The sequence below is a fragment of the Sulfitobacter sp. M05 genome (assembly GCF_029285175.1).
Classification (GTDB): domain Bacteria; phylum Pseudomonadota; class Alphaproteobacteria; order Rhodobacterales; family Rhodobacteraceae; genus Sulfitobacter.
This window is the reverse complement of the sequence record NZ_JABEDH010000001.1, coordinates 821,919-835,697: the sequence shown is the minus strand read 5'-3', so window position 1 is coordinate 835,697 and position 13,779 is coordinate 821,919. Positions and strand designations below refer to the sequence as shown.

14 protein-coding genes are annotated in these 13,779 nt (G+C 57.0%); 7 read left to right on the top strand and 7 right to left on the bottom strand.

Annotated elements, in window-relative coordinates; genetic code table 11:
- Positions 1 to 2 precede the first annotated feature (2 nt).
- From dxr to pyrH, 5 genes are all read right to left on the bottom strand, one after another.
- Positions 3 to 1,175, bottom strand: coding sequence for a 1-deoxy-D-xylulose-5-phosphate reductoisomerase (gene dxr, locus HKX44_RS04200; protein ID WP_276150042.1), 1,173 nt, complete (start codon positions 1,173 to 1,175; stop codon positions 3 to 5).
- A 3-nt stretch (positions 1,176 to 1,178) separates the two neighbouring features.
- Positions 1,179 to 1,973 carry a phosphatidate cytidylyltransferase gene (locus tag HKX44_RS04195; RefSeq protein ID WP_276150041.1) on the bottom strand — a complete coding sequence of 265 codons (795 nt, stop codon included), beginning with the start codon at positions 1,971 to 1,973 and terminating at the stop codon, positions 1,179 to 1,181.
- 24 nt (positions 1,974 to 1,997) lie between these two features.
- The gene (gene uppS, locus HKX44_RS04190) at positions 1,998 to 2,738 is read right to left on the bottom strand and encodes a polyprenyl diphosphate synthase (RefSeq protein ID WP_276150040.1); all 741 of its coding nucleotides are present in this window, start codon (positions 2,736 to 2,738) and stop codon (positions 1,998 to 2,000) included.
- Positions 2,739 to 2,821: 83 nt separating this feature from the next.
- A complete protein-coding gene (frr, locus tag HKX44_RS04185) occupies positions 2,822 to 3,385 on the bottom strand; it encodes a ribosome recycling factor (protein ID WP_276150039.1) in 564 nt (187 codons plus the stop codon).
- Between the two features lie 110 nt (positions 3,386 to 3,495).
- Entirely contained in the window at positions 3,496 to 4,224 is a 729-nt protein-coding gene (pyrH, locus tag HKX44_RS04180; protein WP_276150038.1) for a UMP kinase, read from the bottom strand.
- Between the two features lie 93 nt (positions 4,225 to 4,317).
- Between pyrH and miaA the strand changes: the two genes are divergently transcribed.
- The 5 genes from miaA to HKX44_RS04155 all read left to right on the top strand — a co-directional run bounded on the left by miaA (position 4,318) and on the right by HKX44_RS04155 (position 11,140).
- Positions 4,318 to 5,202, top strand: a complete 885-nt coding sequence (gene miaA, locus HKX44_RS04175) for a tRNA (adenosine(37)-N6)-dimethylallyltransferase MiaA (protein WP_276150037.1) — start codon at positions 4,318 to 4,320, stop codon at positions 5,200 to 5,202.
- Positions 5,203 to 5,258: 56 nt separating this feature from the next.
- A complete protein-coding gene (locus HKX44_RS04170) occupies positions 5,259 to 6,080 on the top strand; it encodes an AraC family transcriptional regulator (RefSeq protein WP_346348385.1) in 822 nt (273 codons plus the stop codon).
- Between the two features lie 318 nt (positions 6,081 to 6,398).
- On the top strand, positions 6,399 to 7,484 hold the full coding sequence (locus HKX44_RS04165; RefSeq protein ID WP_276150035.1) for an ABC transporter permease: 1,086 nt from the start codon (positions 6,399 to 6,401) through the stop codon (positions 7,482 to 7,484).
- Positions 7,485 to 7,498: 14 nt separating this feature from the next.
- A complete protein-coding gene (locus tag HKX44_RS04160; protein ID WP_276150034.1) occupies positions 7,499 to 8,956 on the top strand; it encodes an ABC transporter permease in 1,458 nt (485 codons plus the stop codon).
- 93 nt (positions 8,957 to 9,049) lie between these two features.
- Positions 9,050 to 11,140 carry an ABC transporter ATP-binding protein gene (locus HKX44_RS04155; protein WP_276150033.1) on the top strand — a complete coding sequence of 697 codons (2,091 nt, stop codon included), beginning with the start codon at positions 9,050 to 9,052 and terminating at the stop codon, positions 11,138 to 11,140.
- A 65-nt stretch (positions 11,141 to 11,205) separates the two neighbouring features.
- Here the strand turns inward: HKX44_RS04155 and HKX44_RS04150 are convergent, their stop codons facing one another.
- Both HKX44_RS04150 and HKX44_RS04145 read right to left on the bottom strand, forming a co-directional pair.
- A complete protein-coding gene (locus HKX44_RS04150) occupies positions 11,206 to 11,730 on the bottom strand; it encodes a hypothetical protein (protein WP_276150032.1) in 525 nt (174 codons plus the stop codon).
- Positions 11,731 to 11,972: 242 nt separating this feature from the next.
- Positions 11,973 to 12,575 carry a lytic transglycosylase domain-containing protein gene (locus HKX44_RS04145; protein ID WP_276150031.1) on the bottom strand — a complete coding sequence of 201 codons (603 nt, stop codon included), beginning with the start codon at positions 12,573 to 12,575 and terminating at the stop codon, positions 11,973 to 11,975.
- Between the two features lie 216 nt (positions 12,576 to 12,791).
- On the opposite strand from HKX44_RS04145, the gene ssb reads away from it, so the two are divergent.
- Both ssb and HKX44_RS04135 read left to right on the top strand, forming a co-directional pair.
- Positions 12,792 to 13,328, top strand: a complete 537-nt coding sequence (gene ssb / locus HKX44_RS04140) for a single-stranded DNA-binding protein (protein ID WP_276150030.1) — start codon at positions 12,792 to 12,794, stop codon at positions 13,326 to 13,328.
- Complete coding sequence (locus HKX44_RS04135) at positions 13,328 to 13,762, top strand: GNAT family N-acetyltransferase (protein ID WP_276150029.1); 435 nt, start codon at positions 13,328 to 13,330, stop codon at positions 13,760 to 13,762. The genes ssb and HKX44_RS04135 overlap by 1 nt, the downstream gene beginning before the upstream one ends.
- Positions 13,763 to 13,779: the final 17 nt, after the last annotated feature.

Genomic DNA, 13,779 nt, shown 5'->3' with positions numbered 1-13,779 from the left:
TTCTACCCTGCTCTTTTGTCAATGGCGCCGCGTGCCGCCTTACGTGCCAAATGGTCTATTTCCAGCACGTTATCAAGGGTCATGGTGGCAGCAATATGACCGCCTGACGCGTCAAAGAGGGTTAACGTGTCCTCAACCACCTCGGCCATCTGCACAAAGTTAATGCGTCCTGCGATGAACCCGTCCAGCGCGGTTTCCTTGGCCGCATTGAACACCGCCCCCATCATTCCTCCGGCCTGCATCGTCTCGCGGGCAAGGCGCAACGCGGGCCAGCGTTGCGCGTCAGGGGCGCGAAATTCGAAATTGCCGATGGCCGCCAGATCAAGCCGTTCGACCGGCAGATGTTGGCGTGCGGGGTGGTGCAGCGCAAAGCCGATCGCATGGCGCATATCCGCCGGCCCAACATGCGCCATCAGGGCGCCGTCCTGAAACCCGACCAAAGCATGAACCATGGATTGTGGGTGAACGATAACCTCTATCTTCTCCGGCTCAACTCCGAAAAATTCACGGGTTTCAATGACTTCCATCGCCTTATTAAACATAGAAGCACTGTCAATGGTGATCCGCTGACCCATGTCCCAATTGGGATGGCTTGAAGCCTGATCTAAGGTTGCCTCAGCCAGCTTTGCCAGCGGCCAGTCGCGAAAGGCGCCGCCGCTGGCGGTGATGATGATCCGTTCGACGGCTGTGATCTCTTCGCCAATCAGAGCCTGAAAAATGGCGGAGTGTTCGGAATCTACGGGCAGAATTCGGGTGCCATTGGCCTGCGCCGTTTCCAGCACCAGCTGCCCGGCACAGACCAGGGACTCTTTATTTGCCAGTGCGAGCGTTCCGCCCTGCGCCAGCGCCGCCATCCCCGGTGCCAAGCCCGCTGCGCCGACAATCGCCGACATGGTCCAATCTGCCGGACGTGTCGCCGCCTCGACGATGGCCACCTCCCCGGCGGCGGCTTCGACCCCTGATCCGGCAAGGGCCGCGCGTAAATCATCCAACAGGTGATCATGGGCAGTGACGGCAATTTCGGCCCGCAAGGCCATGGCGTCTTTTGCAAGCTGGGCAATGTTCCCCGCACCGGTCAGCGCCACCACCTCATAGGCTTCTGGCGCACGGGCAATCAGATCAAGGGTGTTTTGTCCAATGGACCCGGTGGCCCCTAAGACGCTGACGCGCCGCATGGATCAGTTGACGCCTGCGGAAAGGCCGATAAACGGAGCGGCCAACAACAGAAAAAGCGCAGCACCCAACATGCCGTCAAACCGGTCCATCAGTCCCCCATGCCCAGGGATCAAAGTTGAGCTGTCCTTAACGCCCATCTTGCGCTTCAACGCAGATTCCGCCACATCGCCCAGCTGCGAAGCCATTGCGATCAAAACAGAAATAATCACTAACTGAATGCCGACACCGGTGTTGATCGAGAACAGCAACCCGACGATTGCGGCCCCGATCCAACCCGCAACCGTGCCGGACCATGTCTTTTTCGGGCTAATGGCCGGCCAGATTTTCGGCCCACCAAACATCCGGCCCGCGAAATAACCGGCAACATCCGTGACGACAACCACAAGTACCAGCCACATTTCCCAGCCAAACCCGAAGGTATCGCGCAAATACATAAGCGAAAGCCCCGCCAACAGGATCATCCCGGCAAAGGCCGCGAACACCCGTTGATGCGCAGCAAGCTGGCAGACCCCGAAGGCGACAACCGCGATGAACAGCACCAAGGTCAACCAGATCGGCAGATAAGGTGCGGTGAACACCACCACGCCCGCCAATGCACCCATCTGCAACTGCTGATGGCGAACGCCCGGGCGCAGCATTCCAACCAGTTCCCAGACCATCAACCCGCAAATCACCCCGACAAGCAGGTGAAACAGGTGCCCGCCAAAAGCGATGCCAATCAACCCAATCGCCACCATCGCGATCCCTGCGCCAACGCGGGCCTTCAGGTCGGACCAATTTTTCACAGAATTACCCATTGTTCCGGCTCACCTTGTTCCCGCTCATGTTTTGACCGCGCCAAAACGTCGGTCGCGCCCGCCATAAGAGGCACAGAGCGCGCCAAATTCTTCGCGACTGAAATCAGGCCAGAGCGTGTCGATGAATTCATATTCCGCATAGGCGGACTGCCACAGCAGAAAGTTCGAAATCCGGGCTTCGCCGCTGGTACGGATGACAAGATCGGGATCAGGTAAAACACATGTATCCAAATACCTTGGCAGCGTTTCTTCATCCACATTGGCCGGATCAAGCCGCCCGTCCGCCACATCCTGTGCAAGACGCTGAGTGGCGCGCGCCACCTCGTCACGGCCACCATAGTTAATCGCAATCGTCAGATTAACCTTGTCGTTATGCGCCGTTGCCTCTTCTAAGTCATTCATCAACCGGATCAGTTTGTCGTCCAGTCGCAAGCGGTCACCGATAAAGCGCACGCGCACGCCCTGTTCGCTCAGGTGGCGGGTTTCTTTGGTGATATACCGGCGAAACAGGCTCATCAGGCCAGCGACCTCAACCTGGGTGCGCTTCCAATTCTCGGTGGAAAAAGCAAATATCGTCAGGTATTTGACACCAAAATCCGGGCAGGCCTGAACAATTTCACGCACCCTGCGGGCACCAGCGTGATGCCCAAACAAACGCGGCCGCCCGCGCTGGGTTGCCCATCGGCCATTCCCATCCATGATGATCGCCACATGCCGCGGACAGCCGTCAACCTTATCGTCTGATGTGCCAGAGATGTCGGTCATAGTGGCGGTTCGCTCCGTTGATGTGGCGGGATCGCGTCTGTTCGTGGCGGACGCGGTAGGGCTGAAAACGGCTGGGGCTGACCTCAGACCTGCATAATCTCGGCTTGTTTGGCTTCAAGCTGTTCATCCACCAGTTTGGTGAACTTGTCGGTCAATTCCTGCATTTCGGACTCCCAGATTTTCTGATCGTCCTCAGACATGCCGTCTGCCTTGGCCTTTTTGATCTGGTCCATCCCGTCACGTCGAATGTTGCGCATAGAAACTCGGGCATTCTCTGCGTATGAACCCGCAACTTTGGTCAACTGGGTGCGCCGCTCTTCGTTCAATTCGGGAATCGGCAACATGATGATTGTGCCGTTCAGCTGTGGGTTAATGCCAAGACCACTTTCGCGGATGGCCTTTTCAACCTTACCAACCAAAGCCTTGTCCCAAACATTGATCGTGACCATGCGCGGTTCGGGTACGTTGACGGTACCGACCTGATTGATTGGCGTCATGGACCCATAGGCATCCACCATCACCGGTTCCAGCATCGACGCCGAAGCGCGCCCGGTGCGCAAAGAAGCAAATTCCGTTCTAAGCGCGGCAATGGCCCCGTTCATACGGCGCTCAAGGTCGTCTGTGTCCAGCATAAAATCGTCTGACATGTGGTCGGTCCCCGTGGTCTTGATGCGTTTATCGACGCTATATTTAGGCTTGGTTAACGGTATAGAAAATCGGTATCAAAAACACCAGACGCCTTGATACCGTCCCTGACCTAGCCTTGCACCCGTGTATAGGTGCCTTCGCCTGCCAAAATGCCGCGGAAACCGCCCGGTTCATCCAGCGAGAAAACAATAATCGGCAGGTTGTTGTCCCGCGCGAGGGCAATCGCCGAGGCATCCATAACGCCCAGTCGTTTCTGCAAAACATCGTCATAGCTGACCGTGTCATAGCGTTTGGCATCCGAGAACTTGGCCGGATCCTTGTCATAAACCCCGTCCACCTTGGTGCCTTTGAAAATCGCACTGCACGACATTTCATTGGCCCGCAGGGTCGCTGCGGTATCCGTGGTAAAATAGGGGTTGCCGGTGCCAGCTGCAAAGATGCAGACTCGTTTTTTCTCAAGATGGCGCACCGCACGGCGGCGGATATAGGGCTCTGCCACCTCGTTCATCGTGATGGCGGAAATGACACGGGTGTGGATGCCCAGACCTTCCAGCGAAGATTGCATCGCCAGCGCGTTCATCACGGTTGCCAACATGCCCATATAATCCGCTGTGGTACGCTCCATGCCCTGCGCACTGCCTTGCAGGCCGCGGAAAATGTTGCCGCCCCCGATAACCATACAAATCTCGACGCCCAGACTATGAACGCTTTGCACTTCACGGGCGATCCGTTCGACAGTGGGCGGATGCAACCCAAATCCCTGATCTCCCATCAAGGCCTCCCCTGAGATTTTCAACATCACGCGATCAAAGCTCGCTTCTGAGGGAATTGCGGTCATGGGGGCACCTTTCGGGAGGGGTGTTTCAATTTCGCGCAAACTGTCCCAAATAGAGAGCAGTTTCAATGCGCACTAAGAGGGGTTGGTCAAGAAATGCAGGTATCCAGCGCTCTGCCTACCGCAATCCGCGATATTGACCCGGAAAAACACGTTTTAATTGCAGGCCCAACCGCCAGCGGTAAATCCGCATTGGCACTGGAGGTTGCGGCCCGGCAAGGCGGGGTGATTGTGAATGCCGATGCGTCGCAGGTTTATGACTGCTGGCGCGTGATCACCGCCCGCCCCAGCCTTGAAGAAGAATCACAAGCCCCCCACGCGCTCTATGGCCATATTAATGCACAAGAAACCTATTCAACGGGGCATTGGCTGCGCGAAGTGCAGGCCTTACTGTCTCGGGATGAACGGCTGATCATCACTGGCGGGACCGGGCTTTACTTTGCGGCTCTGACCAAGGGCCTTGCCGAAATACCGCAAACCCCGCCGGAAATCCGCGCCCAAGGCGATAAGATGCCGCTGGAGGCCCTGCTGGCTGCCCTTGATCCACAAACCCTTGCGCGGATCGACACACAGAACCGCGCCAGAGCGCAGCGCGCCTGGGAAGTGTTAAGCGCCACGGGCCGCGGGCTTGCCTCATGGCAGGATACGACCGGCCCTGCGACCTTGCCGCTTGCCGCCTGCCATCCGATCGTGTTCGACGTCGACAAAGAATGGCTGAACGCACGCATCGCACAGCGGTTTGACATCATGCTGGAACAGGGGGCCTTGACCGAGGCGGAGGCGGTACGCCCGGCATATGATCCATCCCTTCCGGCCCATCGCGCCATTGGCGTCCCCGAATTGATGGCGCATCTGGACGGGCAGATCACTTTGGACGAGGCCCGCACCCAAGCGGTCATCGCCACCCGCCGGTTTGCCAAGCGACAGCGCACATGGATGCGCAACAAGATGGCCGATTGGCACAGAGTGACACCGGATTGAGTTGTCGATTAGCGATCTTTTTCAAGAAAATTATCCGGTTTACCCGCTGAAATATTGTGGTTATCCATTATTTCATGCTGGTTGACACGACAGAAATCCAATTTCAGACCCTGGCCCAGTTTTCGCAGGGCGGCGAATGGTACCGTCAATTGGCCCATGATCTGGACTGCCATGTGCTGATCTGGGTGACACGTGGACAGGGGCGGGTTCTGCTCGACGGGATCAGGCGTGGCATTGGCGCACATAACGCCCTGTTCGTCCCGGCGGGGGCGCTTTTCTCGATGGATTTGGGCCGCCAGAGTATCGGCCATGTGGTGCTGTTGCCCGTCGCAACAGACTTGCGACTGCCTGAAATTCCCCGCCATCTGCGTATCCGCGAAGTCCAGGCGCAATCGGAACTAACCGGCCTCATCGAGTCAGGGCTGCGCGAGGATCAAGGCCACCGCCCCTTGCGCCAGGACGCTCTTGAGGGGCACGCAAGTCTGATGTCGGTCTGGCTGCGCCGCCAGATACTGGACGAGATCCACACGCTAGAGCGGCGCACCGCGGCACAGCGCCTAAGTGGGCGGTTTTGCACTATGGTGTCACAGCACTACCGCAGCGGCGAGGCAATGTCCGTCTATGCCAAGACACTGGGGGTCACGCCCACCCACCTGACCCGCGCGATCAAAGCCGCCACAGGCAAAACCGCTGCCGACATTTTGACTGAACGTGTGCTGCACGACGCGCGGCGGCTGCTGGCCGAGACATCCCATCCGGCCAAACAGATCGCGGCGTCGCTTGGGTTTGGTTCTGCGGCCTATTTTACCCGTTTTATTCAACAACATACGGGCCAGTCACCAAGTAACCTACGCGGCAAGTCGGAGCGACCTCAGTAAATACCTCCGTTAAGGCGTGTCGTTTTTGGCTGATGGAAATGTCGCAAAATTACTACAAATCGGCGGTAGCAGACATTGACCTTGGTCGCCAACCTGTGCCCTCATGGGTCTGTAGGGGAGAGGCGATGCAGCGGAAACACTGGGCAGCGGAAACACTGGCCAAAAGCCGGATTGTAGCAGCACTGTGTAAAGGGGGACCTCCGACACCAGCATCTTTTCTAACACCAAAGCTTTCGGGCTTTCTAAATTAATAGCCGGCCATAAGGCAGCACAATACGGGCGGGGAAAACCCCGTCTGGCCACCAACAGGGGCACTACATGGGAATTTTCATCTTGCGCCGGCTGGGCGTGATGTTGCTGACGGCACTTTGCCTGACGTTCATCGTGTTCTGGCTGACCAATCTTTATCCGAATCTCGAAAAACTGGCGAAGACACAAGGCAACTTTCGTATGTCAGACGAGGCTGTGACCTCGTATCTGGACGACCGGGGGTACTTACAGCCCCTGCCCGTCAAGTTTGGCCAATGGCTGGGTGTGATGCCCGGTTGGGTCACCGAAAAAGAAGACGGCACAACATTTGGCCGCTGTTTTGACGCGGACACACCCGAAGCGGACCGACGCACACGCTGCGGTGTCATCCAAGGCGACTGGGGGTTCTCAACGGTCTTTAAGGATGAGGTTGGTTCAACGGTGGCCACGCGCTTGGCCCTGACCGGCAAGCTGATGCTTTGTGTTTTGCTGCTGATGGTGCCTTCGGCATTGATTGTCGGTGTTCTGGCGGGGATGCGCGAGGGGTCAAAGCTGGACCGCTCGCTTTCAACATTCTCAATCGCGACGACGGCCACACCTGAATATGTCTCCGGTGTGATCTTTATCGCGGTACTGGCCTCGTCGAAATTTGGCCTGTCGCCGATCCTGGCTGATCTGGGATGGATTGACGGCAAAACCCTGTTTCTGGGCTCTGCCACCTCGGCAATGAAAGACGCCAACTTCTGGAACTTCTTTTTGCCGGTGCTGACAATTTCGCTTTATGGCATGGGCTATATCGCGCGCATGACCCGTGCCTCGATGGCGGAGGTGATGACGGCGCAATATATCCGCACCGCGCGGCTGAAGGGGGTGAAATTCTCTGATATCGTCCTGAAACATGCGCTGCGGAATGCCTTGATCGCGCCATTTACGGTGATCATGCTGCAAATCCCGTGGTTGTTGAATGGCGTGGTGATTGTTGAAACCCTGTTTAACTACAAGGGGTTTGGTTGGCTTCTGGTGCAGGCGGCCGGCAATAACGACATCGAATTACTACTGGCGGTATCGGTTGTATCGGTCGCCGTGGTTCTGGTGACACAGCTGATATCTGACATCGGCTATGTTTATCTTAATCCCCGCATTCGTATTTCCTGAGGGAGGGCACGCACATGGAACCTTTGACATGGACGGGCTCACTTTCAGGGCTCAACTATATTTTTTATTTCGTGGTCGGGCTTTTGATCCTGTCCATTGCGATTTCGATACTGGCCTCGCTGGTGCCGTCAACAGATAGCCGCGCAGTAAGTGCTGACGGCACGCTGGCCGCAGACAAGGGGGTGTCCGGATTTATCAATATGATCACCGGATACCTGTTCCTTGCAGCGCTGGCTCTTGTGCTGGTCTATCTGATTGCCGGGATCGTTATGGGATCCGGGGCTGGTATCTTTGGGGCGATGTCGCGCCAATTCCTGCCGGTCTGGATCGCGCTGATCGTGACTTTTTCAGTGTCGATCACCTACAAGCGCAAGCTAGGCCTCTATGGCAAACTGTTTGACAGCACTGTGGGGATGATCGGTTTCGGCATTGTGATGTTCTGGGTATTCACCGGCATCATGGGCGGGGTGTTTGACATGTTGGTCACCCATGACAGCCTAAGCCAGACCTCGGGGATGAAGAACAAACTGCCCGGTACGCCCCTGAGGGGGGCCGAGGACGGGGACTTTCAATGGTTCCTGTTGGGGGGAGACAATCTGGCCCGCGACGTGTTCAGCCGCTTGATCAAGGGGTCCTGGGTGGTGGTGCAGATCGCACCGATGGCCACAATCTTTGCCTTTATGGTGGGGATCACCCTTGGTCTGCCGGCAGGGTATTACGGCGGTAAGCTTGACACCGGTTTGTCCTTTCTCGCCAACCTGATCCTCGCCTTTCCGGTGATCCTGCTGTTTTATCTGCTGGTGACACCAGAGATCGTGCTGACGGGCATTCCCAACTATATGGCGATCTTTTTGTTTGTCTTTCCGTTGATCTTCGTCGGTATTTTGCTGAACTCGCGCTTTCATACACAGCCGTCCTTGCGTACGCCATTGTTGATCGGGGTGCTGGGGGTTTTAGGCTGGCTCTATCTGTCGCTGATTTCAACCGGTGGCTATGCGGTGCCGGATAAGGTCTGGGGCCTGCCGGAGTTTTTGGACGGTTTTGATATCGACGATGGGGTGCTGGTGGTTTTTGTAGCCGTGGTTTTTGTAAACTCGCCCACGGTATTCCGGATCGTGCGGGGCCTCGCGCTGGATATCAAGACCCGCGACTATGTGGCGGCCGCCCAGACCCGTGGCGAGGGACCTTGGTACATCATGTTGTGGGAAATCCTGCCCAATGCCCGCGGCCCGCTGATCGTCGATTTCTGTCTGCGCATCGGCTACACTACGATCCTTTTGGGAACCTTGGGCTTCTTTGGTCTGGGGCTGGAAAGCGAAAGCCCTGACTGGGGATCAACAATCAACGCGGGACGCCGCCTGCTGGCCCTGTATCCACATGCCGCAATTGCGCCAGCGTTGGCCTTGCTGAGCTTGGTTCTGGGATTGAACCTGCTGGCTGACGGGCTGCGCGAAGAGTCACTGCGCGACTGATGAAGGGACGGTTCGGGGCGCTGCCCCGGACCCCGGAGTTTAAAGGCAAGATGAAACGCACCCTGTTGCGACCTTGTCGAAAGGGAGTTGACGATGGCTAAAGAAGCATATGACGGGCCGATCCTTGAGATAGACAAGCTGTCGATCTCGTTTTTTACACGGCTGAGGGAAATTCCCGCGGTTATGGATTTCTCGGCCTCTGTGATGCCGGGCGAGGCGCTGGGGCTGGTTGGCGAATCCGGTTGCGGAAAGTCCACTGTGGCGCTGGGCGTGATGCAGGATCTGGGCAAGAACGGGCGCATCGTCGGCGGCTCGATCAAGTTCAAGGGGCGTGATCTGGGCGAGATGTCGGATGACGAGTTGCGCGATATTCGTGGTTCGGAAATTGCGATGATCTATCAGGAGCCGATGGCGTCGCTGAACCCGGCAATGAAAATTGGCAAGCAGTTGATGGAAGTGCCGATGATCCACGCCGGCATGAACGAAAAGGACGCCTATGATCGGGCATTGCAGGTTGTCACGGATGTGAAACTGCCGGATCCCAAACGCATATTGAATTCCTTTCCGCACCAGCTTTCGGGTGGGCAACAGCAGCGCATCGTGATTGCGATGGCTTTGATGTCGGAACCATCGCTGTTGATTCTGGACGAGCCGACAACCGCACTGGACGTCACCGTGGAGGCGGCGGTGGTCGAGTTGGTCAAGGATTTGGGCAAGAAATACGGCACCTCGATGCTGTTCATCTCGCACAACCTCGGGCTGGTGTTGGAGACCTGCGATCGGATTTGCGTGATGTATTCCGGCGAGGCGGTGGAACGCGGTTCAATCGAAGACGTGTTCGACGAGATGCAGCACCCCTATACGCAGGCACTGTTCCGGTCGATCCCCCTGCCCGGCGCGGATAAGAACGCCCGCCCGCTGGTGGCGATTCCCGGCAACTTTCCTTTGCCGCATGAGCGCCCGCCGGGCTGCAATTTTGGGCCGCGCTGCGATTACTTTGAGGCTGGGCGCTGTGATCAGACTGCAATTCTGATGCAGCCGATCAAGGGCAACGACCGCCACCACACACGCTGTTTGAAATTTGACGAAATCGACTGGAACGCGCCGCTTGAGCTGGCGGATGTGAAATCCAAAGGCGCGGTTGGCGATGTCGTGTTGAAAATCGATAAGTTAAAGAAATATTACGAGGTCGCGGCCAATGCGATGTTTGGCGGCGGCAGCACCAAAGTGGTCAAGGCGAATGAGGAACTGAGCTTTGAAGCCCGCGAAAGCGAGACACTGGCGATTGTTGGTGAATCCGGCTGCGGCAAATCCACCTTTGCCAAGGTTTTGATGGGGTTGGAAACCGCCACAGAGGGCCAGATCATGCTGGATGGTCAGGAAATCGGGGACGTGGCCATTGATGATCGCAGCACGCAGAATGTGGCTGATGTACAAATGGTCTTCCAAAACCCCTTTGACACCTTGAACCCCTCTATGACCGTGGGCCGCCAGATTGTGCGCGCGCTTGAGATATTCAAAATCGGCAACACCGAAAAAGAACGCTGGCAGCGGATGCTGGAACTCTTGGATCTGGTCAAGCTGCCGCGTGAATTCGCCAACCGGATGCCGCGCCAATTGTCCGGCGGGCAAAAACAGCGCGTGGGTATTGCCCGTGCCTTTGCCGGTGATGCCCGAATTGTCGTTGCGGATGAGCCCGTGTCCGCGCTGGACGTATCGGTTCAAGCGGCGGTTACCGATCTGTTGATGGAAATCCAGCGTGAACAGAAGACGACCTTGCTATTCATCAGCCATGATCTTTCGATTGTACGCTATCTGAGTGACCGCGTGATGGTTATGTATCTGGGGCATGTGGTCGAACTTGGATCAACTGATCAGGTGTTTAGCCCGCCCTATCACCCCTACACCGAGGCCCTGTTGTCTGCGGTCCCGATTGCCGACACCAAAGTAAAGAAAAAGCACATCGTACTGGAAGGCGATATCCCTTCCGCGATGAATCCGCCGTCGGGCTGTCCGTTCCAGACCCGCTGCCGTTGGAAGTCGGAGGTGCCCGGTGGCCTGTGTGAAAAAGAGGTGCCGCCGATCCGGATGATTGCCGATGGGCACCAGATGAAATGCCATCTTTCTGAAGAAAAGCTGGCGCAAATGGAACCTGTGATCGAAATAGGCGTCGCCGCAGAATAACCAAACGCGGCCCTGCAAAAGGGGCCGCGTTTTTCATTCATTTGGTGTTTCGGACCGCTGTTTGATCAGTTGGACAATTTTGCACCAGCATCATTCAGGGTTGAGTATCTCTCTGCCACGTTCAGCGCAAAACCCTCGACCATGGCGTTATAGAAATCATCCGGTGACGGCGCGATGCCGACGAAACCTTCGGGTACAGCTGTCATGTCGGTTGCTGCGACGATATTAACCTTAAAGCTTTGGCCGCCCTCGCCCGTGTTTGTGTCAATCGCGACCACACCTTCCAGCTGGTTGAACTCGGCTGTGTCAGGCAGGATCGTGTCGCCGTCCAAAGCAACCTTGCGCAAATCCACCCGGATGATCGGGTCGGCGGCATTGTCGCTGCTCGGGATCAATTTCGCGATCGCAACCTGAACATCGGTCGCAATCTCGGGGAAATACGCAGCCGCGTTGGAATCCTGAGCTGCATCATAGGAGGTGGACACGCGGATTTCTGATACGCCGTCCATGTCGCCTGCCATCGCGGTACCCGCCAGCGCCATCACGCTTACTGTTGTGGCAAGGGTCAATTTTTTCATCGTAACAAACATGTGTTTCATCCTCTGTCGTTGCTCCGACACGGCAGAGGGTCTGCCGCGCGGTCTGACAAGGTAACGGATGGAGGCCCTAAAAGGTTCCACAGTGTTTTGTCAGCCGCTAAAGCGTCTGATCTTTAACCTGTAGTATTTCATATCCCCGATGTCCCGAGAACGCGCAGCCTGACAGGGCATTGGGATTCATGTTTAAGGTCGGGCGCTATAGGATAAATTCGGTCCGTTAGAAAAGCAGGCAATCAGTTGCCGCCGATGATGCGCACGTAATTACGGGTTTCCTTATAAGGCGGCACGCCGCCGTATTTCTTGACCGCGCCGGGGCCCGCGTTATACGCGGCCAGCGCCAGTTTCCAGGACCCAAAGGTCTTGTATTGCTGCTTGAGGTATCGCGCGCCGCCCTCAAGGTTTTGCGCCGGATCTTTGGGATCTACCCGCAACAGACGTGCAGTACCCGGCATCAATTGCGCCAGCCCGATGGCCCCAGCGTGGCTGACAGCAGCGGCGTTCCAGTTGCTTTCCTGCTGGACCAGCCGCAAAAACAGATCAACCGGCACGCCGTTGCGCGCGGCGGCGGCTTTGGCCATGCTCAGAAACTGGCCTTTGTACTTGCCCCGGTATTTCGGCAGCGCCACGGCATCCCATTTTGTCGGGGTGCTTACTGTTGGCGGCTTTAGCCGGACAGAGGCGGAATATTGTTTGGACGCCCTGTTATCGAGCAGTTTGGACTGGGATTTAAAAATTGATGTACGGTTCTTGGAAGACAGTACCTCGGCTTGCACAGGACCATTTGCCAAGATGATCCCAAGCGATGCGACCATCGCCAAAACACCTGAATTCCGCATTGCAAAGATACCCGTGCCCGTTCCCTCGCGCCGCTTATAGCAGGTATCAAGCGTGCTGCCAGCACTAGATTGTCTGGAAAATTGAGCGCTGACACCGACAACCCTTCGTCAACCACATAAACCCATGGTCCGGCGCCGGCAGGCCGGATATAACATGCCGATCCAAGCGGCTTGGCGGATTCGCCAAGGGCGACCTACAGACAGACAAGGGAAAACATGGCTGGCTCAGTAAACAAAGTGATTTTGATCGGTAATCTGGGCCGCGACCCGGAAGTGCGGTCGTTCCAGAATGGCGGCAAGGTTTGTAACCTGCGCATTGCAACCTCCGAAACATGGAAAGACCGTAACACCGGCGAACGCCGCGAAAAAACCGAATGGCATTCTGTTGCGATTTTTCAGGAAGGGCTGGTTCGTATCGCCGAACAATACCTGCGCAAAGGGTCCAAAGTTTATATCGAAGGCCAGTTGCAAACCCGCAAATGGCAGGACCAATCCGGTGCGGACCGCTATTCTACCGAAGTTGTTCTGCAAGGGTACGGTGGCACGCTGACCATGCTGGACGGTCGTGACGGTGGCCAAGGTGGCGGCGGCCAAGGCGGTGGCGGTGGATATGGTGGCGGCCAAGGTGGCGGCGGCGATTACGGTGGCGGTGGTGGTGACTACGGCGGTGGCGGCGGATATGACAGCGGCCCATCGCAAGGTGGTGGCGGCGGCGGATCCTCTCGCGATCTGGACGACGAGATCCCATTCTGATGACGGGCGGGGCTGTCCGTCTTTTGACACCGTCAGATGCGGCCGAGGCCCTGATCCTCTACAATGAACTTACGGTTGGCCCGCCTGCAACTAGCACGGCGGGCTTTGCCGTTGTATTGGCCCATCCCGGCACACAGGTGATCGGGGTCTTCGACGGTCCTGCCCTTGCCGCCATGCTGACTCTGCACCTGTTGCCGAATGTTCTGTGGAACGGGCGGCCCTATGGGCTGATTGAAAATGTAGTGACGCGCGCCAGCCATCAGCGGCGTGGGTATGGCCGCCAAGTGATGCAGGCGGCCCTAGATGCCGCATGGGCTGCGGATGCCTACAAGGTCATGTTGATGACCGGTCAGGGGCGCGGCGCAACCGGCTTTTACGAATCCGTTGGTTTCTCATCGAAAGACAAATTCGCAATGGTGATCCGGCGGGACTGATCGCAACCAAAGGCCTG

Coding starts and splice junctions, on each gene's coding strand:
- dxr (WP_276150042.1), bottom strand. CDS start 1,175: ATGCGGCGCGTCAGCGTCTTAGGGGCCACCGGGTCCATTGGACAAAAC.
- HKX44_RS04195 (WP_276150041.1), bottom strand. CDS start 1,973: ATGGGTAATTCTGTGAAAAATTGGTCCGACCTGAAGGCCCGCGTTGGC.
- uppS (WP_276150040.1), bottom strand. CDS start 2,738: ATGACCGACATCTCTGGCACATCAGACGATAAGGTTGACGGCTGTCCG.
- frr (WP_276150039.1), bottom strand. CDS start 3,385: ATGTCAGACGATTTTATGCTGGACACAGACGACCTTGAGCGCCGTATG.
- pyrH (WP_276150038.1), bottom strand. CDS start 4,224: ATGACCGCAATTCCCTCAGAAGCGAGCTTTGATCGCGTGATGTTGAAA.
- miaA (WP_276150037.1), top strand. CDS start 4,318: ATGCAGGTATCCAGCGCTCTGCCTACCGCAATCCGCGATATTGACCCG.
- HKX44_RS04165 (WP_276150035.1), top strand. CDS start 6,399: ATGGGAATTTTCATCTTGCGCCGGCTGGGCGTGATGTTGCTGACGGCA.
- HKX44_RS04160 (WP_276150034.1), top strand. CDS start 7,499: ATGGAACCTTTGACATGGACGGGCTCACTTTCAGGGCTCAACTATATT.
- HKX44_RS04155 (WP_276150033.1), top strand. CDS start 9,050: ATGGCTAAAGAAGCATATGACGGGCCGATCCTTGAGATAGACAAGCTG.
- HKX44_RS04150 (WP_276150032.1), bottom strand. CDS start 11,730: ATGTTTGTTACGATGAAAAAATTGACCCTTGCCACAACAGTAAGCGTG.
- HKX44_RS04145 (WP_276150031.1), bottom strand. CDS start 12,575: ATGCGGAATTCAGGTGTTTTGGCGATGGTCGCATCGCTTGGGATCATC.
- ssb (WP_276150030.1), top strand. CDS start 12,792: ATGGCTGGCTCAGTAAACAAAGTGATTTTGATCGGTAATCTGGGCCGC.
- HKX44_RS04135 (WP_276150029.1), top strand. CDS start 13,328: ATGACGGGCGGGGCTGTCCGTCTTTTGACACCGTCAGATGCGGCCGAG.